General features: G+C 60.4%; 18 protein-coding genes. 10 read left to right on the forward strand and 8 right to left on the reverse strand.

Translation table 11 applies throughout. From position 1 onward, the window contains the following. Nucleotides 1–2: 2 nt before the first annotated feature. From AC1P02_RS05340 to AC1P02_RS05360, 5 genes are all read right to left on the reverse strand, one after another. Entirely contained in the window at nt 3–704 is a 702-nt protein-coding gene (locus tag AC1P02_RS05340) for an ABC transporter ATP-binding protein (RefSeq protein WP_059169301.1), read from the reverse strand. A gap of 10 nt (nt 705–714) precedes the next feature. After that, nucleotides 715–1,491, reverse strand: coding sequence for a high-affinity branched-chain amino acid ABC transporter ATP-binding protein LivG (livG, locus tag AC1P02_RS05345; RefSeq protein WP_485184399.1), 777 nt, complete (start codon nt 1,489–1,491; stop codon nt 715–717). Next, nucleotides 1,488–2,756, reverse strand: a complete 1,269-nt coding sequence (locus AC1P02_RS05350; protein WP_005320647.1) for a high-affinity branched-chain amino acid ABC transporter permease LivM — start codon at nt 2,754–2,756, stop codon at nt 1,488–1,490. Before AC1P02_RS05350 ends, livG begins: the two co-directional genes overlap by 4 nt. After that, entirely contained in the window at nt 2,753–3,679 is a 927-nt protein-coding gene (livH, locus tag AC1P02_RS05355; RefSeq protein ID WP_005320646.1) for a high-affinity branched-chain amino acid ABC transporter permease LivH, read from the reverse strand. The genes AC1P02_RS05350 and livH overlap by 4 nt, the downstream gene beginning before the upstream one ends. Before the next feature lie 63 nt (nt 3,680–3,742). Next, on the reverse strand, nt 3,743–4,864 hold the full coding sequence (locus AC1P02_RS05360) for a branched-chain amino acid ABC transporter substrate-binding protein (RefSeq protein WP_017411787.1): 1,122 nt from the start codon (nt 4,862–4,864) through the stop codon (nt 3,743–3,745). Nucleotides 4,865–5,299: 435 nt separating this feature from the next. Between AC1P02_RS05360 and AC1P02_RS05365 the strand changes: the two genes are divergently transcribed. Beyond that, nucleotides 5,300–6,304, forward strand: coding sequence for a substrate-binding domain-containing protein (locus tag AC1P02_RS05365; RefSeq protein WP_005320642.1), 1,005 nt, complete (start codon nt 5,300–5,302; stop codon nt 6,302–6,304). Nucleotides 6,305–6,384: 80 nt separating this feature from the next. On the opposite strand, the gene AC1P02_RS05370 is transcribed toward AC1P02_RS05365, so the two are convergent. Both AC1P02_RS05370 and AC1P02_RS05375 read right to left on the reverse strand, forming a co-directional pair. Continuing rightward, nucleotides 6,385–7,710, reverse strand: coding sequence for a 6-phospho-alpha-glucosidase (locus tag AC1P02_RS05370; protein ID WP_290045740.1), 1,326 nt, complete (start codon nt 7,708–7,710; stop codon nt 6,385–6,387). Beyond that, the gene (locus tag AC1P02_RS05375) at nt 7,707–9,296 is read right to left on the reverse strand and encodes an alpha-glucoside-specific PTS transporter subunit IIBC (protein WP_485184403.1); all 1,590 of its coding nucleotides are present in this window, start codon (nt 9,294–9,296) and stop codon (nt 7,707–7,709) included. Before AC1P02_RS05375 ends, AC1P02_RS05370 begins: the two co-directional genes overlap by 4 nt. A gap of 284 nt (nt 9,297–9,580) precedes the next feature. Here AC1P02_RS05375 and AC1P02_RS05380 point away from each other — a divergent pair, with 284 nt between their 5' ends. After that, nucleotides 9,581–10,288: a GntR family transcriptional regulator gene (locus AC1P02_RS05380; protein ID WP_219614817.1), complete on the forward strand. Its 708-nt coding sequence runs from the start codon at nt 9,581–9,583 to the stop codon at nt 10,286–10,288. A 106-nt stretch (nt 10,289–10,394) separates the two neighbouring features. On the opposite strand, the gene norR is transcribed toward AC1P02_RS05380, so the two are convergent. Continuing rightward, entirely contained in the window at nt 10,395–11,924 is a 1,530-nt protein-coding gene (norR, locus tag AC1P02_RS05385) for a nitric oxide reductase transcriptional regulator NorR (protein ID WP_485184406.1), read from the reverse strand. Between the two features lie 171 nt (nt 11,925–12,095). Here norR and norV point away from each other — a divergent pair, with 171 nt between their 5' ends. From norV to AC1P02_RS05425, 8 genes are all read left to right on the forward strand, one after another. Further along, nucleotides 12,096–13,661, forward strand: coding sequence for an anaerobic nitric oxide reductase flavorubredoxin (norV, locus tag AC1P02_RS05390; protein WP_485184408.1), 1,566 nt, complete (start codon nt 12,096–12,098; stop codon nt 13,659–13,661). Next, the gene (gene norW, locus AC1P02_RS05395) at nt 13,658–14,824 is read left to right on the forward strand and encodes an NADH:flavorubredoxin reductase NorW (RefSeq protein ID WP_485184410.1); all 1,167 of its coding nucleotides are present in this window, start codon (nt 13,658–13,660) and stop codon (nt 14,822–14,824) included. Before norV ends, norW begins: the two co-directional genes overlap by 4 nt. A gap of 51 nt (nt 14,825–14,875) precedes the next feature. Next, nucleotides 14,876–15,217, forward strand: a complete 342-nt coding sequence (locus AC1P02_RS05400; protein ID WP_059169306.1) for a TehB family protein — start codon at nt 14,876–14,878, stop codon at nt 15,215–15,217. Between the two features lie 116 nt (nt 15,218–15,333). Then, nucleotides 15,334–16,551, forward strand: a complete 1,218-nt coding sequence (locus AC1P02_RS05405; protein WP_485184412.1) for a 4Fe-4S binding protein — start codon at nt 15,334–15,336, stop codon at nt 16,549–16,551. 287 nt (nt 16,552–16,838) lie between these two features. Next, nucleotides 16,839–18,065, forward strand: a complete 1,227-nt coding sequence (locus tag AC1P02_RS05410; protein WP_485184414.1) for an aromatic amino acid transporter — start codon at nt 16,839–16,841, stop codon at nt 18,063–18,065. 202 nt (nt 18,066–18,267) lie between these two features. Further along, nucleotides 18,268–18,648 carry an amino acid-binding protein gene (locus AC1P02_RS05415; RefSeq protein WP_096117904.1) on the forward strand — a complete coding sequence of 127 codons (381 nt, stop codon included), beginning with the start codon at nt 18,268–18,270 and terminating at the stop codon, nt 18,646–18,648. Between the two features lie 24 nt (nt 18,649–18,672). Then, the gene (locus tag AC1P02_RS05420; RefSeq protein WP_485184417.1) at nt 18,673–19,350 is read left to right on the forward strand and encodes an ArsR/SmtB family transcription factor; all 678 of its coding nucleotides are present in this window, start codon (nt 18,673–18,675) and stop codon (nt 19,348–19,350) included. A gap of 64 nt (nt 19,351–19,414) precedes the next feature. After that, nucleotides 19,415–19,714, forward strand: a complete 300-nt coding sequence (locus AC1P02_RS05425; RefSeq protein WP_021139539.1) for a toxin — start codon at nt 19,415–19,417, stop codon at nt 19,712–19,714. Nucleotides 19,715–19,757 lie beyond the last annotated feature (43 nt).

A 19,757-nucleotide genomic window follows, 5' to 3' on the forward strand; every position in this document is an offset into this window, starting at 1 on the left:
GGTTAACCACCCAGGTAGGCCTGCCGAACGGCCGGGTTGGCCAGCAGGGCAGCCCCCGAGTCTTGCAGCACCACATGGCCGTTTTCCAGCACATAGCCCCGGTCGGCCAGCTTGAGCGCCTGGTTGGCGTTCTGCTCCACCAGAAAGATGGTCATCCCTTTCCGGCGCAGCTGCTCTATGGTGTCGAAGATCTGCTGGATGACGATGGGGGCCAGCCCCAGCGAGGGTTCGTCCAGCAGCAGCAGGCGCGGCTTGCTCATCAGAGCGCGGCCTATGGCCAGCATCTGCTGCTCGCCGCCAGACATGGTGCCGGCCCTTTGCTGCAGTCGCTCGTGCAGGCGGGGGAACAGGGTGAACACCTGATCCAGCAGGCCGTGCTGCTCTTCCTTGTCGACGAAGAAGGCGCCCATCAACAGGTTCTCCTCCACCGTCAGGCGGGCGAAGATGCGGCGCCCCTCCGGCACCACGGCTATGTCCTTGCGCATGATGCGGGCCGTGCTGAGGGAGCTTATCTGCTCCCCCTCGAACCAGATGCTGCCGCTGCTGGGTTTGGGCTCGCCGCACAGCGTCATCAACAAGGTGGTCTTGCCGGCACCGTTGGCGCCGATCAGGGTGACGATTTCCCCCTCTTTTACCTCGACGCTGACGTCGTGCAGCGCCTGGATCTTGCCGTAGTGGGTCGATACGTTGCGAAGTTCTAACATCTTGTGTTCCTTACGACTCGCCCAGATAGGCCTTGATCACAGCCGGATTGTTGCGGATCTCATCCGGCTTGCCGTGGGCCAGCGGTGTCCCCTGATTGACCACGAAGATGCGGTTGGAGATGCCCATCACCAGCTTCATGTCGTGCTCAATAAGCAGCACGGAGACGCCGAACTCGTCCCGCAAGCTGATGATGAGATCGTTCAGATCATCGGTTTCGTTCGGGTTGAGGCCGGCGGCCGGTTCGTCCAGCATCAGCAGGTCGGGCCGGGTCGCCATGCAGCGGGCTATCTCGAGGCGGCGCTGCTGACCATAAGCCAGGTTGCCGGCGGCCCGATTGGCGAGATCCTTGAGCCCTACCTTCTCCAGCCAGAAGGCGGCCTGTTCCAGCCCCTCCTGCTCGGCACGGCGAAAGGCCGCTGTCTTGAACAGACCGGCGATAAAGCCGGTGTTGAGGTGCCTGTGCTGGGCGACCAGCAGGTTCTCCACCGCCGTCATCTCCTTGAACAACCGTACATGCTGGAAGGTGCGCACAATTCCCTTGCGCGCTATGAGATGGCCAGGCAGCCCCTGGATCTCCTCACCCTTGTAGCGGATGGTGCCGCCGCTCGGGTGGTAGAAGCCGGTCAGGCAGTTGAAGACGGTGGTCTTGCCCGCGCCGTTCGGTCCTATGATGGAGATGACCTCCCCTCTGTCGACATCCAGCTTGACGCCGTTGACTGCGAGCAGTCCACCAAAGCGCATCGACAGATCAGAGACTTCCAACAACTTCTTCTGATTCGCGCTCATTTTTGTAGCTCCAGGTGAGGTCTGGTCATCGGCAGCAGTCCTTGTGGCCGCCAGATCATCATGAACACCATCAAGAGGCCGAACATCAGCATGCGGTACTCGTTGAATTCACGGGCAAGCTCCGGCAGCACAGTCATGACGATGGCCGCCAGTACCACCCCTATCTGGGAGCCCATGCCGCCCAGCACGACGATGGCGAGCACTATGGCCGACTCGATGAAGACGAAGGATTCAGGGCTGATAAACCCCTGACGGGAGGCGAAGAAACTGCCGGCGAACCCCGCAAAGGTGGCGCCTATGGTGAAGGCGGTCAGCTTGATGATGGTGGGGTTCAGCCCCAGGGACTTGCAGGCGATTTCGTCTTCCCGCAGCGCTTCCCAGGCTCGGCCCAACGGCATGCGCAGCAGGCGATTGATGACGAACAGGGTGGCGACAACCAGCACCAGTGCCATCAGATAGAGGAAGATGACCTTGTGGTTGGCGTTGTAGGCGATGCCAAAGAAGTCGTGGAAGGTACCAAAGCCCCCATCTTTGACGGTACGGTTGAATTCCAGTCCAGCCAGGGTCGGCTTGGGAATGCCGGAGATGCCGTTCGGGCCGCCGGTGAGGCTGGTCATGTTGTTGAGCAGGATGCGGATGATCTCGCCAAACCCCAGGGTGACGATGGCCAGATAGTCCCCCCGTAGCCGCAATACCGGAAAGCCGAGCAAAAAGCCGAAGGTGGCGGCCATCAGCCCCGCTATGGGCAGGCACTCCCAGAAGCTCAGGCCGAAATAGGTGTTGAGCAAGGCATAGCTGTAAGCGCCGACGGCGTAAAAGCCCACATAGCCCAGATCCAGCAGGCCAGCCAGACCGACCACCACGTTGAGGCCCAGCCCCAGCATGATGTAAATCAGCGCCAGGGTTGCCAGATCGATGGCACCGCGAGAGGCCATGAAGGGCCAGCTCACCGCAAACAACAGCACCAGAATGGCGGTGACATTGTAGAGCCGTGGCGCCTCTTCCGGGCTTGGCAGCACCAGCTTGGTGAAACCGGTGGAGAAGCCGCTGATGGAGGCCTGAAACAATCTGCCGATCTGGCCACGCAACAGCTGGAACCAGAACACCAGTGCCGCGCCACCCACCAGCCAGGCCAGCGATATGTCGAGGCGGCTCACGACCAGCAACTGGCTGCCTTCCGTCTCGAGCCGAAAACCAAGCAACCAGAAGGAGAGCACCATCAGCACCAGGCTGGCGATGCAGGCATGAATAAATTGATGTTTCATACTTTTTCGACCTCCGGACGACCCAGAATGCCGGTGGGCATGAACAGCAAGACACCGATCAGCAGGACGAAGGCCATCACATCCTTGTATTCGGTGCTGAGATAGCCTGCGGTGAGGGCTTCAACCACCCCCAGCAGCAGGCCGCCGAGCACGGCGCCGGGTATGCTGCCGATGCCGCCCAAGACAGCCGCGGTAAAGGCTTTCAGCCCGGCCATAAAGCCGAGATAGGGATTGATGACGCCGTAGTACATGCCGAGCAGCACGCCGGCGACGGCTGCCAGGGTAGCCCCCAGCACGAAGGTGATGGAGATGACCACATGGGTATCAATCCCCAGCAGGTTGGCCATCTTGATATCTTCCGAGCAGGCCCGGCAGGCCCGTCCCATGCGGGATCGGCCGATGAACTGGGTGAGTGCCAGCATGGTGATGAAGGTCACCACGAAGATGATGAGTTGCATGTAGGAGAGGCTGGCCTGAAAGCCGTCTTCTCCACCCAGGGTCCAGCCCCCGGAGATCAGAGTGGGCATGGCGATATCCCGCGAGCCCTGCGCCATTCGCATCATGTTTTGCAAGAAGATCGACATGCCGATGGCGGAGATGAGGGGGATGAGGCGATTGCCGCCCCGCAGCGGGCGATAGGCGACCCGCTCTATGGTCCAGCCATAGGTTCCCGTAATGATGATGCTGACCAGGAAGGCGCCTCCCAGCAGCAGGAAGGTGCTGTCGATGCCCATCATCATGAGCCCGGCCATCACCATGAAGGCGACATAGGAGCCGATCATGTAAACCTCGCCGTGGGCGAAGTTGATCATGCCGATGATGCCATAGACCATGGTGTAGCCGATGGCGATCAACGCATAGGTGCTACCTATGGTTAACCCGTTCAGCAGTTGCTGAACCAGGTAAAGGAGGTGTTCGGACATACTACGTTCCCTGTGCTTGCCCGCAAGAAGGGAGGGGTGACTCACGTCACCCCGACCGGCAGATTATTTGACTTGAGTGGAGGTACCGTCGGCGTGCCACTGGAACACACCGAATTCAAAGCCTTTCAGGTCGCCACTCGGTGCCCAGCTCAGGGTGCCCATGACGGTCTCGATCGGTGTGGCCTTGATGGCGGCAGCGACGGCAGCCGGGTCATCTTCACCCGCCTTGGCGATACCGGCCGCCAGGGTTTGCACCGCGGCGTAGGTGGTCCAGACGAAGGGACCGGAAGAGTCCTGGCCCTTGGCCTTGAACGCGGCGACCAGCGGGGCGTTGGCCGGCACCAGATCGTATTTGTTCGGCAGGGTGACCAGCAGGCCTTCTGAAGCCGGGCCACCGATGGCGGAGATGTCCTTGTTACCTACCCCTTCTGGACCCATGAACTTGGCCTTGAGCCCTTTCTCGGCCGCCTGGCGCAGGATCAGACCCAGCTCGGGGTGATAGCCGCCGTAGTAGATGAAGTCGACGTTCTCTTTCTGCAGTTTGGCGATCAGGGCGGAGAAGTCCTTGTCACCGGCTGTGATGCCTTCGAATGCCACCACTTTCACGCCGGCTTTATCCAGCGAGGCTTTCACGCTGGAGGCGATGCCTTCACCGTACTGCTTCTTGTCGTGGATGACGGCCACGCGCTGGGGCTTGACCTGCTCGATGATGTACTTGGCGGCAGTCGGGCCCTGATCGCTGTCCAGACCAATGGTGCGCAGGGTCAGCTGGTAGCCACGTTCGGTGATCTTGGGGTTGGTGGAAGCGGGGGTGATCATCAGCACGCCTTCATCTTCATAGATGTCGGAGGCTGGCAGCGTATTGTCGGAGCAGAGGTGGCCGACCACGAACTTGACCCCGTCGTTGATCACCTTGTTGGCGATCGCCACAGCCTGCTTGGGATCGCAGGCATCGTCATAGATGACGGCTTCGATCTGCTTGCCTGCGATACCGCCAGCCTTGTTGATCTGTTCGACCGCCATCTTGCCACCGGTGAACTGCATGTCACCGTATTGGGCGACCGGGCCGGTCACAGGGCCGGCGATGCCGATCTTGATGGTGTCTGCCGCATGGGCCAGCGATACCGATCCGAACAGAGCCATAGAAACCGCTGTCCTGACTGCAATTTTGCTCAACTTATTCATCGATTCGTCCCTTAATCAGTGGATTGTTTCATTTTCCGTGTGTCATTCCGAACCAGGATCCCGCCAGTCCGGCAATAGGTATGGTTCTATCATTCCTCGCTGGGCAATAACAAGCTGTTAAAGATACTAACCAGAGAGGGGGGAATAGGGCTTTTTTGAAACAAATAACTGATATTGTTAGTTTGAGTGGGTGTTGCTGCTGATTTATCAAGTTAACATCTTCACAACAAGGTGTGCTGGTGGCAAATAGTAGAGGAAAAAACTGACGATATTTTACTCTGACGCTGCTCCCAATTTGACCAAAATCCGTTTGCGCAAATGGAGGTGACCTCCTAGATTAGCCAGCATTGACAAATCATTGGCAGTGCCCGTTAAAACCAAGCCTTTATTCGGGAAATCTGCTAATGTTCCGCCTTTGATATTCAGGAGACAGAGATGGCCACTATCAAGGATGTCGCCTCGCGCGCAGGCGTATCCATCTCCACCGTCTCACATGTACTCAATCACACCCGTCGGGTTAGCGAAGATGCAACCCAAAAAGTGCTTGAGGCGGTGGCAGAACTCAACTACGCGCCCAACTCGGTAGCGCGCAGCCTCAAGATAAACTCAACCAAGACCATAGGCATGCTGGTGACCACCAGTGCCAACCCCTTCTTTGCGGAAGTGGTGCAAGGGGTCGAAGCTTACTGCTTCGAGCAGGGCTACAGCCTGATCCTGTGCAACACCGAAAACCAGCCGCCCCGCCAGCAGCATTACCTGAGAATGCTGATGGAGAAGCGGGTCGATGGCCTGCTGGTGCTGGGGACCGACATCGACACCCCGCTGCGCGACATGCTGCGCATCCACAAGAATGTGCCACAGGTGGTGCTGGATTGGGGAACCGAGTGCGATTTCGCCAACGTGATCAATGACAACGCCCGCATAGGTGCGCGTCTGGCCGTGCGCCATCTGCTGGAGCAGGGTCACACGGACATCGTCTGTATCACGGGCCAAATCTCCAAGCCGACCACCCAGCAGCGACTGGCCGGGGTACGCGATGCCCTGGGCGAGCAGGGTTTGACTCTGAAAGAGGAGCAGATCTTCGAAGGGGATTACGAGAGCCAGAGCGGTTTCGATGCCATGCAGCGCATCCTGGCCCTCACGCCTCGCCCGACGGCTGTGTTTGCCTTCGATGATCCCATGGCCATAGGTGCTATCTGCGCAGCCTGGGAAGCCGGGGTCAAGGTGCCGGATGATATCTCCATGATCGGCTATGACGACGTGGAAATGGCGCGCTTCTCCAGCCCGCCGCTCACCACCATACGCCACCCCAAGGCCGAGCTCGGCCTGCTGGCGGTGAAGCATCTGGTGAGCCGTATCCGCAACAAGGCGCTGGAAGTCGAGTCCATGACGGTAGAGCCCGAGCTTATCGTCCGTCGCTCGGTCAAATCCCTGCGCTGACCGCCACGCCGTATTGCACGGCATCGTCGGCACAACGAAAAACCCCCTCTTTACCGAGGGGGTTTTTGTTTATGGGCGGTTTATTGCAGCGGCGGCCAGAAATCCTTGTTGGCGGCCACCAGGTCATCCAGGATGGCCTTCGCCACAGAGGCACTCGGCACCGTCTTGGACAAGGTGATCGCCTGCCACAGCTTCTGGTAAGAGCGTTCGACCCAGGCTTCCACCACCAGCTTCTCGACGGCCACCTGCTGGCCCATCAAGCCTTGCTGGAACAGAGGGATATCGCCGACCTGCAAGGGCTCGGGCCCGCTGCTGCCCACCAGGCAGGGGATTTCGACCATGGCCTCGGGGTCGAAGTTGTTGATGGCACCCCGGTTGGGGACTATCAGCAGCATCCGCTCCTGGGTGTTGAAGGCGATGGCGGTGGCCAGATCCACTATATAAGAGGCGTGCTCGTCGATCTCCAGCTTGCCCGCTTCTGAGTGACCCGCCTTGACGATGGCGCGGCAGGCGCTGAACACCTGTTTCTCGCGGTGCTCCATCACCTCGTTGGCGCGGGTATGTTCCGGGTTGGCGTGGGCCACCACATAGTCCGGAAAGAGATAGTACTTGAGATAGGTGTTGGGCAGGGTATCCGGATCGAGTGCCCACACATCCCTGGCCTTGGCGAAGGTATCGTTCCAGCTTGCCTCGGCATGGCTGGCGTGATCGGGCACATAGCCGTGGCGGGCGACGTGCTCCTTGATCTTGGGCATCAGGTCGTTGCCTGCCAGATCCTCGATGCGGGTCCACCAGCCGAAGTGGTTGAGGCCGTAGTAGCGCACCCGCATCTCTTTACGGGATTTAAGGCCGGCGATCTGGGCCATGCGGCCCTCGATCCCGATAGGCATGTCACAAATGTTCAGGATCTTGGCGTTGGGGCGCAGGCGACGGGTTGCCTCCGCCACTATGGCGGCCGGGTTGGAGTAGTTCAGCATCCAGGCGTTGGGGGAGTACTGCTCCATGTAATCGACCAGCTCCAGCACGCCACCGATGGAGCGCATGCCGTAGGCGATGCCGCCCGGGCCGCAGGTCTCCTGACCGACCACGCCGTGACGCAGGGGAATCTTCTCGTCCAGCTCGCGCATCGGGTATTTGCCGACCCGGATGTGGGCCATGACGAAATCCACCTCGCTGAATGCGGCCTTGGGATCGGTACCGTAGCTGAAGGCAATCTCGGGTGCCTTCTCTTTCAGCAGTATCCTGCATGCCTCGGCGATGACTTCCTGGCGGGCACCATCGTTGTCGTAGAACTTGATCTCCTTGAGCGGGAAACGATGCTGGTTCTCCAGCAACATCAGAACGATACCAGGAGTAAAAGTGCTGCCACCACCGGCGATGACTACAGAGAATTTTTTCATGTTTATGACTCCGTTACGAAAGAAGAGGGTTGAGTGGGGTTGTTCATTATCGATTCCATATTTTCACGTACCTGAGGCACATGCAGACCTATGATTATTTGAATGCTGTCGCCATGACGGACTACTCCATGGGCGCCCAGTTGTTTGAAAATGTCATCTGCCGCAGCCTGGCTGGCATGTATCAGCGATATTCTTAATCGGGTAGCGCAATTATTCAGGCTTCTTATGTTCTTGCTGCCGCCGAGTGCTTCGATAATTTGAGTCGCAATATCACCACCCCGCTGTTGTTTGGCTGCCTGATAATCTGCCTTTGAATAAAGCTTTATTTCACTGTCTTCCCGTCCCGGGGTTTTTAAATTGAATCTCAGAATGAGGCTTCTGAATATCAGGAACCAGAGTCCGGTGAACGCCAGGCCTATGGCTATCTGGGTAAACATCATGCCGGCATGGTTGTGGAACATGGGGATCCAGTTCTGCGGCAGGAACTGGTCGAGCAGGCCGCCGCCCATGTTGCCGACGATACCGAACAGGTACATGACTGTGGCCATGGTGGCAGCCAGCAGGGCATGGATGGCAAACAGCAGTGGCGAGATGAAGAGGAAGGTGAACTCCAGCGGCTCCGTGATGCCCACCAGCATGGCGGTCAGGGTCGCCGGGATCAGCAGACCGGCCACCTTGGCCTTGTTTTCACGGGCGGCAGTGGCGTAGATAGCCAGGGCAATCCCCATGGCACCGAAGATCTTGGAGTTGCCGTGCAGTGCGAAGCCACCCTGGGGGAACAGCTCGATGAGCGGACGCGTGCTCTGGCTGAACTCCTGCAGATGCTGGGCCCAGTAGAGCTGGATGCCGCCTTCTACCGCGGCCGGGCCGAAGATGAAGGGGCCATAGATGAAGTGATGCAGGCCGGTCGGGATCAGGATGCGCTCGAGGAAGGTGTAGACCCAGACACCGAGCGGGCCCGAGATCAGCATGAACTCCTGCAGGGAAGCGATACCCATCTGTACCTTGGGCCACCCCAGCAGGGTCAGCCAGGCACAGGGGATCATGACGAAGAAGGCGATGATGGTGACAAACGAGCTGCCCTGAAAGATGCCGAGAAAGACGGGAAGCTGTCGATCAAACAGGCGGTTGTGCAGGGCAGTGACGATACCCGAGATGACGATGGCCCCTATGATGCTGGTATCCAGCGTCTTGATCCCCGCTACCATGGCCAGGCCGCTTTCGCCGCCGACCGCCTGATTGAAATCGACCCCGAAATAATCGCCCCAGGTCATCCCCATAGCATTGATGAAATAATTCCAGGTCATGAAGCTGACCAATACGGAGATACAGGCTCGGGCTTGTGCCTTATTTGCCAGCCCAATCGGCAAACCAATGGCAAATATAAGTGGCATGTTTCTGAATACGGTCCAGCCACCTTCTTCAATAATATGGACTATTTGAAAAAACAACCCTTGCGGGTTTGCCAGCGCCTCTCCCACGAACATGGGATTTTTCAGCATGATTGCAATGCCCACTACCATACCTGCAAATGGAAACAGTAGTACAGGAGTAAACATTGCTCCGCCAAAGCGTTGAATTTGACTGAGCATATATTGTCCCTTTATTAAAAGAGTTTTTGATGGGGTGTTGTCTGTGTTGCTGAATTGAACCTAACAACAATGGGTCAAGCCCTCATGAAACATGTGGTGGTTATGTGATCCGGCGCATGCTCTTATTTAGACAAAGAGATCTAAATTTTGAGATATTGTTGTACATCTTGTTTTTGTGACGTTCTTGTCGTTTTATTTGAATTTAAAATTGTTTATTTTCAATTGGTTGAGCCTGGAGCCCCTGAATGAGGGGGCCGGAGGTACAGGCCGGGAGAGGTCTAGCAGTGATCTATAAATCGGTGGCAGATCGGCTGCGTATCCGGGTCAATGGCGCGGATTGCCGGGTGGGAGACGTATTGCCGAGCGAGAAGATGCTGGCGAGCCAGTTCGGCGTGTCGCGCATGACGGTGCGCAAGGCGGTAGACATGCTGATCGAATGGGGGCTGGTGGCGCGGCGCCACGGCAGCGGCACCTATGTGACCAAGAAGGATGTTCAGCATGAGACCAAGGGGCTGAGCGGCTTTACCGAGCTGATGCGCGATCAGGGTCGTCTGCTCACCAGCAAGGTGCTGGAGTTTCGTACCATGCCGGCCCCACCGGCGATTGCCAGCCAGCTCAGGGTCAAGGTAAACGAGCCCGTCTACTACTCCAGCCGGGTGCGTTCTGTGGATGGTCGGGCCCTGCTGGTGGAGGAGAGCTACATGCCGGTGCGGCTGTTTCGCACCCTGTCGGTGGCCCATCTGGAGGGCTCCAAGTTTGCCTATATCGAGAACGAGTGCCAGCTCCCCATCGCCGGCAACTACGAGAGTTTCAGCGCTGTGCTGGCCGACCGGCAGATGGCCGAGCTGCTGCATATCGAGCAGGGGGCGCCCATCCTGCGGTTGACCTCGCTCTCTTATGGCGAGAACGGGGAATTTCTCAACTACTCCATCATGTTTCGCAACGCCAACGACTATCACGTCGACTACCACCTGCGCCGTGCCCGCGACTGAGTCCGCCGCCGATGGATCATGCTGCGGCCCCGGTCATGGCACCGGCACCACGAAAAACCCCCTCGTCACCGAGGGGGTTTTTGTTTGTGGGGGTTAAGTCATTGCATCAGGCCTTGAGGCCGAGCCGTCTGGCGAGCCGGTGCAGGTTGCCGCCGTCCAGCTCAAGCGCCCGGGCAGTGGCGGCCCAGTTGCCCTGCTGGGCCGCCAGGGTCTGCTCGATCAGCCGGAGCTGGAAGGCATCGGTGGCCGTGCGCAGTCCAATGCCGGCCGTCATCTGCTGCGCTGCCTGTTCCACAGGAATGCGGCTGGATGAGGGGGCGCTGCCGGTGGCAAGGTTGAAGTGGTGGCAATCCAGTGCCGGGGCCTGACTGCCCTGCTCGGCCCGCGCCAGCACGGCGGCTCTGTGGATGGCGTGCTCCAGCTCCCGCACGTTGCCCGGCCAGTCATAGCTGCCGAGCAGTTGCAGCGCCCTGGGCTCGATGCGCAGCCGCTCCAGCCCCAGGCTGACCCGGCAGCGTTCGCAAAAATAACCGGCCAGCAGGGGGATGTCGTCCGGCCGCTCCCGCAGGGCGGGGGCGTGGATCGGGAAGACGCTCAGGCGGTGGTAGAGATCGCTTCGAAATTGCCCCTCGACCACCGCCTGTTTCAGATCCCGGTTGGTGGCGGCCAGGATGCGTACGTTCACCTTGAGGGGAGTGTCGTCACCGATGCGCTGCAGATCGCCGTACTGCAGCACCCGCAGCAGCTTGGCCTGCAGCGACAGGGAGAGCTCGCCGATCTCGTCCAGGAACAGGGTGCCCTTGTCGGCCAGCTCGAACTTGCCCGCCCGGTTGTGAATGGCGCCGGTGAAAGCCCCCTTCACGTGGCCGAACAGCTCGCTCTCCGCCACCGATTCCGGCAGGGCGGCGCAGTTGAGATAGACCAGTGGCGCGCTGGCACGGGGTGAGCCCTGATGCACCGCCTTGGCGATCAGCTCCTTGCCGACTCCCGTCTCCCCCAGGATCAGCACGTTCAGCTCGGAGCTCGCCACCACGTTTATCTCGTGGCGCAACCGGTCCATGGCCGGGGAGCGGCCAATCATCTCGGGCTGGCCCGGCCCATTCTGGGTGGAGGGGGCGAGGGGTTCGCTGCTCTGGCGGGCGAGCCGTTCCAGCAACAGGGCGTTGCTGAGGGCGGCGGCGGCAAGGGCGCCCACCAGTCGCAGCTCTTCGTCGCTGATGCCGTCGAACTGGGTCGGGTTCATGCCATCTATGGTCAGGGCGCCGATGAGCGTCTGATCCGAAAACAGTGGCAGGCCGACACAGGCGTGCACCTTGAAGTCGTCGTGATCCGGGATCAGGCCGTCATAGGGGTCGGGCAGGTTGCTGTCGGCGGGGAAGCGCACCACGTCACCGGCACGGGCGATGGCCTCCATGCGCGGATGGTCCGCCAGTGCGAAGCGGCGGCCCAGCACGTCCTGCATCAGGCCGTCGATGGCCAGCGGTATGAACTGGCCCCCCTCGTAGCGCAGCAGGGCCGAGGCGTCCGAGTGCAGCAGGCTGCGCACGCTCTGGATCAGGCGGTGGAACCTGTCCTGATGGGAGATGCCGAGTTGCAGGTCGAGGGCGATGCGCGCCAGGCTGTCGGTTGAAATCACGAGAATTGTCCAAATGACAGTGTCTTTGTGTTTTTGACTATGAGTGGTAGTTGTCTAAATGACAATGACTGAAATACATTTTCTATAAAAACAATGAGTTATGAGTTGGCACGTCAACTGCAATAGTCCGTTCAGTCGCACATTCGCTATTGCATTCTGAGGAACAACTTGATGACCATTCACGTCAAAAACAACATTCACTGGGTCGGCCAACGGGACTGGGAGGTGCGCGACTTTCACGGCACCGAGTACAAGACCCACAAGGGCACCAGCTACAACAGCTATCTCATCCGCGAAGGCAAGAATGTGCTGATCGATACGGTCGATCACAAGTTCAGCCGCGAGTTCGTGCAGAATCTGGCGGCCGAGATCGATCTCGCCTCCATCGACGTTATCGTGATCAACCACGCCGAGGAGGATCATGCCGGTGCTCTGACCGAGCTGATGGCCCGCATCCCGGGTACCCCCATCTACTGCACCCACAACGCCATCGACTCCATCACGGGTCACCATCATCATCCAGAGTGGAATTTCCACCCGGTGAAAACCGGCGACAACCTGGATATCGGCAACGGCAAGCAACTGGTGTTTATCGAGACCCCCATGCTGCACTGGCCCGACAGTATGATGACCTACATGACGGAGGATGCTGTGCTCTTCTCCAATGACGCCTTCGGTCAGCACTACTGCGACGAGCACCTGTTTAACGATGAGGTGGATCAGGTTGAGCTGATGGAGCAGTGCCAGCGCTACTACGCCAACATACTCACCCCCTTCAGCCCGCTGGTGACCGCCAAGATCAAGGAAGTGTTGGGCTTTAACCTGCCGGTGAGCATGGTGGCTACCTCCCACGGCATCGTCTGGCGTGACGATCCCACCCAGATCATCCTGAAATACCTGGAGTGGGCCGACCACTACCAGGAGGATCGCATCACCCTCTTCTACGACTCCATGTCCAATAATACCCGCATGATGGCCGATGCCATCGCCCAGGGCATCCACGAGGTGGACCCCGGGGTGGCGGTGAAGATCTACAACGTGGCGCGCCATGACAAGAACGAAATCCTGACCCAGGTGTTCCGCTCCAAGGGGGTGCTGGTGGGCTCTTCCACCATGAACAACGTCATGATGCCCAAGGTGGCGGGCATGCTCGAAGAGATCGCCGGCCTGCGCTTTCGCAACAAGCGGGCTTCGGCCTTCGGCAGCTACGGCTGGACCGGCGGTGCCGTTGACCGGATCCAGACCCGGCTGATGGATGCGGGTTTCGACATCAGCATCTCCCTCAAGGCCAAGTGGCGCCCCGACGGATCGGCGCTGGCCCTGTGCCGCGAGCATGGTCGCCAGCTCGCCCGCCAGTGGGCACTGCACCCGCTCGAGGCGCCCCGTCCGATCACCACAACTAGCGCCGCAGCGGCTCCGGTAGTTGAGGCAGGAGTTGTGGTTGAGATGAGTGTCCCAGCTTCTGCTGGTGTGGTTGAGGTGGGTGTCCCCGCTTTTTCTGGTGCGATGGAGCTCCCGGTATCTCGCGGCGTGGCCCCGATCACCTGCGAGCAGGACGATGACCAGCCCATGCTCTGCACCGTCTGCCAGTGGATCTATGACCCGGCCCTCGGTGAGCCGGATCAGCTGGTGGCTCCGGGTACCCCCTGGGCCCGAGTCCCAGACAGCTTCCTCTGCCCCGGCTGCGGCATCGGCAAGGAGGTATTCGAGCCCTGCGCGGTGGAGGCCTGTGTATGAAGGCTGCGACTCTGAGTGAGGCCGGTGTCAGCCGGGAGATATTGGTGATCGGCAGCGGCTTCGCTGCCCAGCAACTGGTCAAAAGCCTGCGCAAGCTGGATGCCGAGCAGCCCATTCGTCTCATCACAGCCGACAGCGGCGACGAGTACAACAAGCCGGATCTCAGCCACGTGGTGAGCCGAGGTTGTACCGCAGCGGCCATGACCCGGCTGAGCGGCAGCGACTTTGCCGAGCAGCAGCGCATCGCGTTGGTGCCCCATTGTCCCGTGCTTGGCATCGATCCCGCTCGTCGTATTGTGATGACCGGGCAGAGGGAGTTTGCCTATGGTCAGCTGGTGCTGGCCACCGGCGCCAGTGCGGCCCGCCCCGACCTGCCTGGCAGTGAGCAGCTGGTGACCCTCAACAGCCAGCAGGAGTACGCCGCTGCCGAGGGGCTAATCCAGCAGGCCCGCCGCATCATGGTGCTGGGGGCAGGACTGATTGGCTGCGAGCTGGCGATGGACATGGCGAGCGATGGTCGCGAGGTCACTCTGGTGGATCTGGCCGACAGCCCGCTCAGCGCCCTGTTGCCGGCAGTGCTGAGTCAGCCACTGCAGCAGGCACTGCGCAGCCAGGGGGTCAGCCTGCAGTTCGGGCTGGGCATCGCTAGGATAGATGCCCAGCCCGGCGACGGCTGGCGGGTGACCCTGACCGATGGCCGCACCAGCGAGCAGGATCTGGTGATCGCCGCCATCGGCCTGAAGCCGAATCTGGTACTGGCACAAGCCGCCGGGCTCGCGGTCGAGCGCGGCATCCTGGTCGACGACAGCTTGCAGACCAGCGATCCCCATATCTTCGCACTGGGTGATTGCGCCCAGTGGCGGGGACAGCTGCTCCCCTTCCTGCAACCAATCGTGCTGGGGGCCAATGCGCTGGCGCGCACCCTGCTTGGCACGCCGACCCCACTGACCCTGCCGCCCATGCTGGTGAAGGTGAAGACGCCGCGTTATCCCTTGCAGCTGGCGGGCCGCACCAAGGGCGTGGATCTCACCTGGCAGTGCCGCTGGAACAGCCAGGGCATGGTGGCCCAGGCACACGGCGAGGATGGCGAGCTTTGCGGCTTTGTGGTGGGAGGTGATCAGATGGGTGCCGCCTTCCCGCTGCTGCGCCAGTTGCCCCGTTGATTCATTGATAACGTCAGGCCGGGTTGACCCGGCTACTTGAGGAGAATTGATATGTCCATGCAACTTATTCCGTCTCACTGGGTGGTGCGTCGTTCCACCCCCTTCTTCACCCGCGAGAATGTGCCCCAGGCCCTGCTCAGCCACCACAATACGGCGGCCGGGGTGTTCGGCCAGCTCTGCGTGATGGAGGGAACCGTCACCTATCACGGCTTTGCCGACGAGCAGGCCGAGGAGCCCGAAGTCAGCCTGGTGATCCGGGCCGGGGAGTTTGCCACCAGCCCGCCCCGGTACTGGCACAGGGTCGAGCTGTCGGAGGATGCCCGCTTCAACATCCACTTCTGGGCCGAGCAGGCAGAATCCGATCAGCCCCTGTTCAACAGCCGCAAAGGGTGAGAACGGGTGGGGGCCAATCCGGGTGAATGGCCCCCTCTGCTCATGCAGATCAAAATAATCAACTCAGATGTTGGTTATTCTGTGCCCCTGAGTCGAATGAGTGCTGTGGGGGAAGAATGAGTGTGTTCGAAGCCGTGACCCTGGCCTGTGGCCTGGTCTATCTGGTCCTGTTGCAATGGCAGGCCGGGCCCGGCTGGTCATGGCGCCTCTCCATCGGCTTGCTGCTCGTCGGCTGGCTGGTGGCGGCGGACCTCACCCTCTGGCTCGCACTGGGGCTGGTGGTTGGTACCCTCAGCCTGTTTCATCGCTACAAGCCGCTACCGATGCCAAGCGAGATCAACAGCCAGCCGCTGCGGGAGTGGACCCGTCATCTGCTGCTGCTCTGCTGGGGGTTGGTGACTGTGCAGTATGGCCTTCATATCTGGCAGCTGGGGCAGGGGATACCTCCCTGGCTGATGCGCCCGGACGTGGTGGACGGTTTCCTGCCCATCGCCGGCGGGCTCGGGCTGCGGGCCTGGCTCAGTCAGGGCATAGTGGATCCCCATCATCCGGCGGCCACTATCACAGTGCTGGTGCTCTGCCTGTCGGCCCTGCTGCTGGGGCGGGCCTTCTGCGCCTGGTTCTGCCCGATCGGGCTGGTGGGTGAGTGGCTGCATCGTCTGCGCAGTCGATTGATGGCGGGGGAGTGGACGCCGCCGAGCTGGCTCGATGCCGTGCTGCGTTCCCAGAAATTCCTGATACTCGGCTTTTTGCTCTTCATCATTCTGCTGGCGGTGCCCGCTGCCGCCCTGCCCGGTTATCTCGCCAGCCCCTACCATCAGGCCGCGGACATGAAGATGGGCGCCTTCTTCTTCAATTTGAACCTCATTTCCGGCCTCTGTCTGGGCTGGGTGTTGTTGCTCACTGTCGCGTTCCGACAGGGCTTCTGCCGCTATCTCTGCCCCTACGGCGCCTGGCTCGCCCTGCTGGGCCTGCTGACACCGCTGCGCATTCGCCGTGACCCGGCCCGCTGCCTGCGCAGTGCTGGCCATGACTGCGACAAGTGCAGCCGGGCCTGCCCTTCCCGCATCCAGGTGCACCAGCTCATTGCGGTGCACAGTCTGGAGTGCAGCAGCTGCATGAGCTGTGTCGCCGCCTGCCCCAAAAGCGCCGATGCGCTGCACCTTGGCAGCAAAACGAGCCGGCTCACTCCTCGCTGGCTGCTGGGTATGCTCTGCCTGCTGTTGTTGATACTGCCGCTGCTCTGCTACGGCCTGCTGGATATCTGGGTCAGCCAGACACCGCTGGCGGATCGCGTCCAGCTGCTGCAACTGCTGCCCCAACTGGCTCATTGAGCACCGATGAGTCAGTGGCAGGTGCTCCTCTGAGGGGCGCCGGGCTGTCTGAGGATGCATCCGCATTTGATACCTGAGGGGTAGCAGGGTAAAGTCCCTTCCCCGACATGATGGCCCTGCTGCCATGTCGTGCCGGCAGCTAGCCCTGGTCACACCTTGCTTCGCTTTCGAAGCAGCAAGCACTGGGCGCCGGCAGCAAGATGAGCGCGATCTACCATGACAACCGGCGTAGCAAATGCAACGGTCCGCGGTCGCGATCAGATCCACAATCGTCTTTGGAGAAGTAAATGGGACAGAAACCATCTTTGGTGGGCGGGGCATGCATCATTGCCGGCGTCTGTGTGGGGGCTGGCATGCTGGGTTTGCCGAGTGCCGGGGCGGGCGCCTGGACCATCTGGTCCATCCTTGCCATTACCCTGACCATGATAGTGATGACGGTCTCCGGCTGGATGCTGCTGGAGTCCTATCAGGGCTATCCGCTGCGCGTGTCGTTCGATACCGTGACCCGGGAGTTGCTGGGAGAGAAGGTCAACGCCCTCAACAACATCACCGTCTACTTCGTCGGTGGCATACTGCTTTACGCCTACATCACCTCGGCCGGTCTCATCATAGACGGCATGACCGGCATTGGCAGCCAGTGGGCCTCCATACTGTTCACCCTCTGCTTCTCGCTGCTGGTATGGCATTCAACCCGTGCTGTGGATCGCATCTCGGTCGTGCTGGTCATCGCCATGGGGCTGAGCTTCGTGTTCGGCATCTCGGGTCTCTCCCTCAACATCAAGCCGACCCTGTTGTTCGATACCCTGAGCGAGCACGCCAGCTATGCACCCTATGCACTTGCCATGCTGCCGGTGGCACTGACCTCGTTCGGTTATCACCACTCTGTCTCCTCCATGCGCGCCTATTACGGTGAGGAGCGCCGCGCCCGTTACGCCATTCTCGGTGGTACCGCCATAGCGCTGCTCTTCTACCTCATCTGGCTGGTGAGCGTGTTCGGCAACTTGCCGCGCAGCGAGTTCGGGCCCGTGGTGGCGCAGGGCGGCAACGTCGACGTGCTGCTCAAGGCCTTGGCTTCGGTGATAGAGTCGGAGGCCGTCTCCAGTGCCCTCAACCTCTTCTCCATGGCCGCCATCCTCTCCTCCTTTATTGGTGTGGGTCTGGGTGTGTTCGACTATCTGGCGGATCTGTTCAAGTTCGACAACAGTCCCAAGGGCCGCGCCAAGTCATGGGGCGTGACCTTCCTGCCACCACTGCTGCTCTCCCTGCTGTTTCCGTTCGGCTTCCTGATGGCCATCGGCTACGCAGGCGCCGTGGCGACCCTCTGGACCTGCATCATACCGGCCCTGCTGGCCTGGAAGGTGCGCGCCGGCAAGAGCGAGCAAGGCGGTAAAGGCGATGGCTTCCGCGCGCCGGGCGGCCTGCCGATGATAGTAGGGGTTGTGCTGTTCGGTGTGCTGACCGCCCTCTTCCACCTGCTCAATATGGCGGGTCTGCTGCCTGTCTATACCGGCTGATCAAGCCTGGCCAGTCCCACCTGCACTTGTGGGGGGATCAACAAAACGGCGCCTTCGGGCGCTGTTTTGGTATAAGGCCAGTCCCCAGTCTTCCTTTGCATCCTGCCCATGCGCCCAACAAGGGCACACTTCGCTCGCCATCGAAGCGTTGCCGCTGCATCCCCCTTAATCTGCTGATTCTTATCGCAAAGGAGAGGCAAGGATGTACGATATTCACGTGATGTTGCCCGATAACCCGGGCTCGCTGGGGCAGTTTGGTCTCTTGATGGGACGTACAGGCGTCAGCCTGGAAGGGGGTGGCATGTTTACTGCGGGTGGCGCAGGTCATGCCCATTTTCTGGTTGAGAATGGTGCCAGGGCGGCCCAGGCTGCAGAGCAGGCTGGTTTGGCGGTAGTTGCGGTGCGTGAAGTGCTGGTGCGCCGTCTGAAACAGGAAGTGCCGGGTCAGCTTGGCGCCATTTGCAGCGCCTTGGGGGATGCATCGGTCAACATCATCATCCTGTACAGTGACCATGCCAACCAGCTGATACTGGTGACGGATGATATCGACAAGGCCCGCACTGTCACGGCCGAGTGGCAATAGCAACGACGAGCAGAGCGTAGCGATATGAGCGAACAGGACACCCTTGAACAAGGTCTGGCACAGGTGGCGGCCGCCATTGCCGACAGTAGTCGCGCCCGCATGCTGTGCGCCCTGATGGATGGCCGTGCCTGGACGGCCACCGAGCTGAGCACTGTGGCCGAGGTGTCGGCATCCACTGCCAGCAGTCATCTTGCCATGCTCCAGCAGCAGGGGCTGACGGCCTGTGTCCGGCAGGGCAAGTATCGCTACTACCGCATCGCGAATCATGAGGTGGCGAGGGTGGTGGAGCAGTTGATGGGGCTGGTAGAGCAAGGTTCACTTCGTAGCAAGACCCCGGAACGACTGCGCTTTGCCCGCACCTGTTATGACCATCTGGCGGGCGAGCTGGGGGTGAGACTCCATGACAGCCTGATTGCCCGGGGTTGGCTGGACGCCAGCAGTTATGCCCTGACTCCTGAGGGGGAGCACCATTTCGCGCAGCTTGGGGTCGATTGCCAGCCGAGTGGCAAGCGCCACTTTGCGTGCCACTGTCTCGACTGGAGCGAGAGGCGCATGCATCTGGGAGGCGAGCTGGGAGCCCGGCTGCTTGTCCATCTTTTGGACAAGGGGTGGCTGGTGCGAGGACTGGGCAGTCGTGAGCTGATCCTGACCGCCCGAGGCCAGCGGTTGCTGCAACAGCAGTTCGGGGTCGTGCCACTGTAATCTGCCATTCAGCTGGTTTGGACTATAGTTTGGTTCTCTTTGGAGCCTGACTATGGAGATGGCTATGGCATGGACTATCGATGATTCTCAACCCCGGATCCTCTACAACAAGGACAAGCATGTTGCTGTGACCCCGTCGGCCATGAGCAAGTATCACGAATGGCGGCGGGAGATCGAGCGCGGCTCGGATCCCAAGAGTGCCGCCGGCAAGGTCGGCGATATGCACTACGAGCAGCTGAGCGGCAACAACAAGGGGGTCTACACGATCCGGCTCAGTCAGGAGCACAGGGTCGCCTTTACCATCAATGGCACCCTGCAACAGGTCAAGGTGATCAGCATTGGTGGCCACTTCCCACCGAGTTAGTGTGAGGGGGGGGCTGCAACAAGAAAAACGGCGCCCTTTGGCG

Source organism: Aeromonas sp. TS_SC_11 (assembly GCF_057318915.1).

Excerpts from the sequence above, each read along its gene's own strand:
- AC1P02_RS05360 (WP_017411787.1), bottom strand. The coding sequence starts at position 4,864 with ATGAATAAGTTGAGCAAAATTGCAGTCAGGACAGCGGTTTCTATGGCT.
- AC1P02_RS05350 (WP_005320647.1), bottom strand. The coding sequence starts at position 2,756 with ATGAAACATCAATTTATTCATGCCTGCATCGCCAGCCTGGTGCTGATG.
- AC1P02_RS05365 (WP_005320642.1), top strand. The coding sequence starts at position 5,300 with ATGGCCACTATCAAGGATGTCGCCTCGCGCGCAGGCGTATCCATCTCC.
- AC1P02_RS05410 (WP_485184414.1), top strand. The coding sequence starts at position 16,839 with ATGGGACAGAAACCATCTTTGGTGGGCGGGGCATGCATCATTGCCGGC.
- AC1P02_RS05425 (WP_021139539.1), top strand. The coding sequence starts at position 19,415 with ATGGCATGGACTATCGATGATTCTCAACCCCGGATCCTCTACAACAAG.
- livG (WP_485184399.1), bottom strand. The coding sequence starts at position 1,491 with ATGAGCGCGAATCAGAAGAAGTTGTTGGAAGTCTCTGATCTGTCGATG.
- norV (WP_485184408.1), top strand. The coding sequence starts at position 12,096 with ATGACCATTCACGTCAAAAACAACATTCACTGGGTCGGCCAACGGGAC.
- livH (WP_005320646.1), bottom strand. The coding sequence starts at position 3,679 with ATGTCCGAACACCTCCTTTACCTGGTTCAGCAACTGCTGAACGGGTTA.
- norW (WP_485184410.1), top strand. The coding sequence starts at position 13,658 with ATGAAGGCTGCGACTCTGAGTGAGGCCGGTGTCAGCCGGGAGATATTG.
- AC1P02_RS05340 (WP_059169301.1), bottom strand. The coding sequence starts at position 704 with ATGTTAGAACTTCGCAACGTATCGACCCACTACGGCAAGATCCAGGCG.
- AC1P02_RS05375 (WP_485184403.1), bottom strand. The coding sequence starts at position 9,296 with ATGCTCAGTCAAATTCAACGCTTTGGCGGAGCAATGTTTACTCCTGTA.
- AC1P02_RS05415 (WP_096117904.1), top strand. The coding sequence starts at position 18,268 with ATGTACGATATTCACGTGATGTTGCCCGATAACCCGGGCTCGCTGGGG.
- AC1P02_RS05400 (WP_059169306.1), top strand. The coding sequence starts at position 14,876 with ATGTCCATGCAACTTATTCCGTCTCACTGGGTGGTGCGTCGTTCCACC.
- AC1P02_RS05420 (WP_485184417.1), top strand. The coding sequence starts at position 18,673 with ATGAGCGAACAGGACACCCTTGAACAAGGTCTGGCACAGGTGGCGGCC.
- AC1P02_RS05405 (WP_485184412.1), top strand. The coding sequence starts at position 15,334 with ATGAGTGTGTTCGAAGCCGTGACCCTGGCCTGTGGCCTGGTCTATCTG.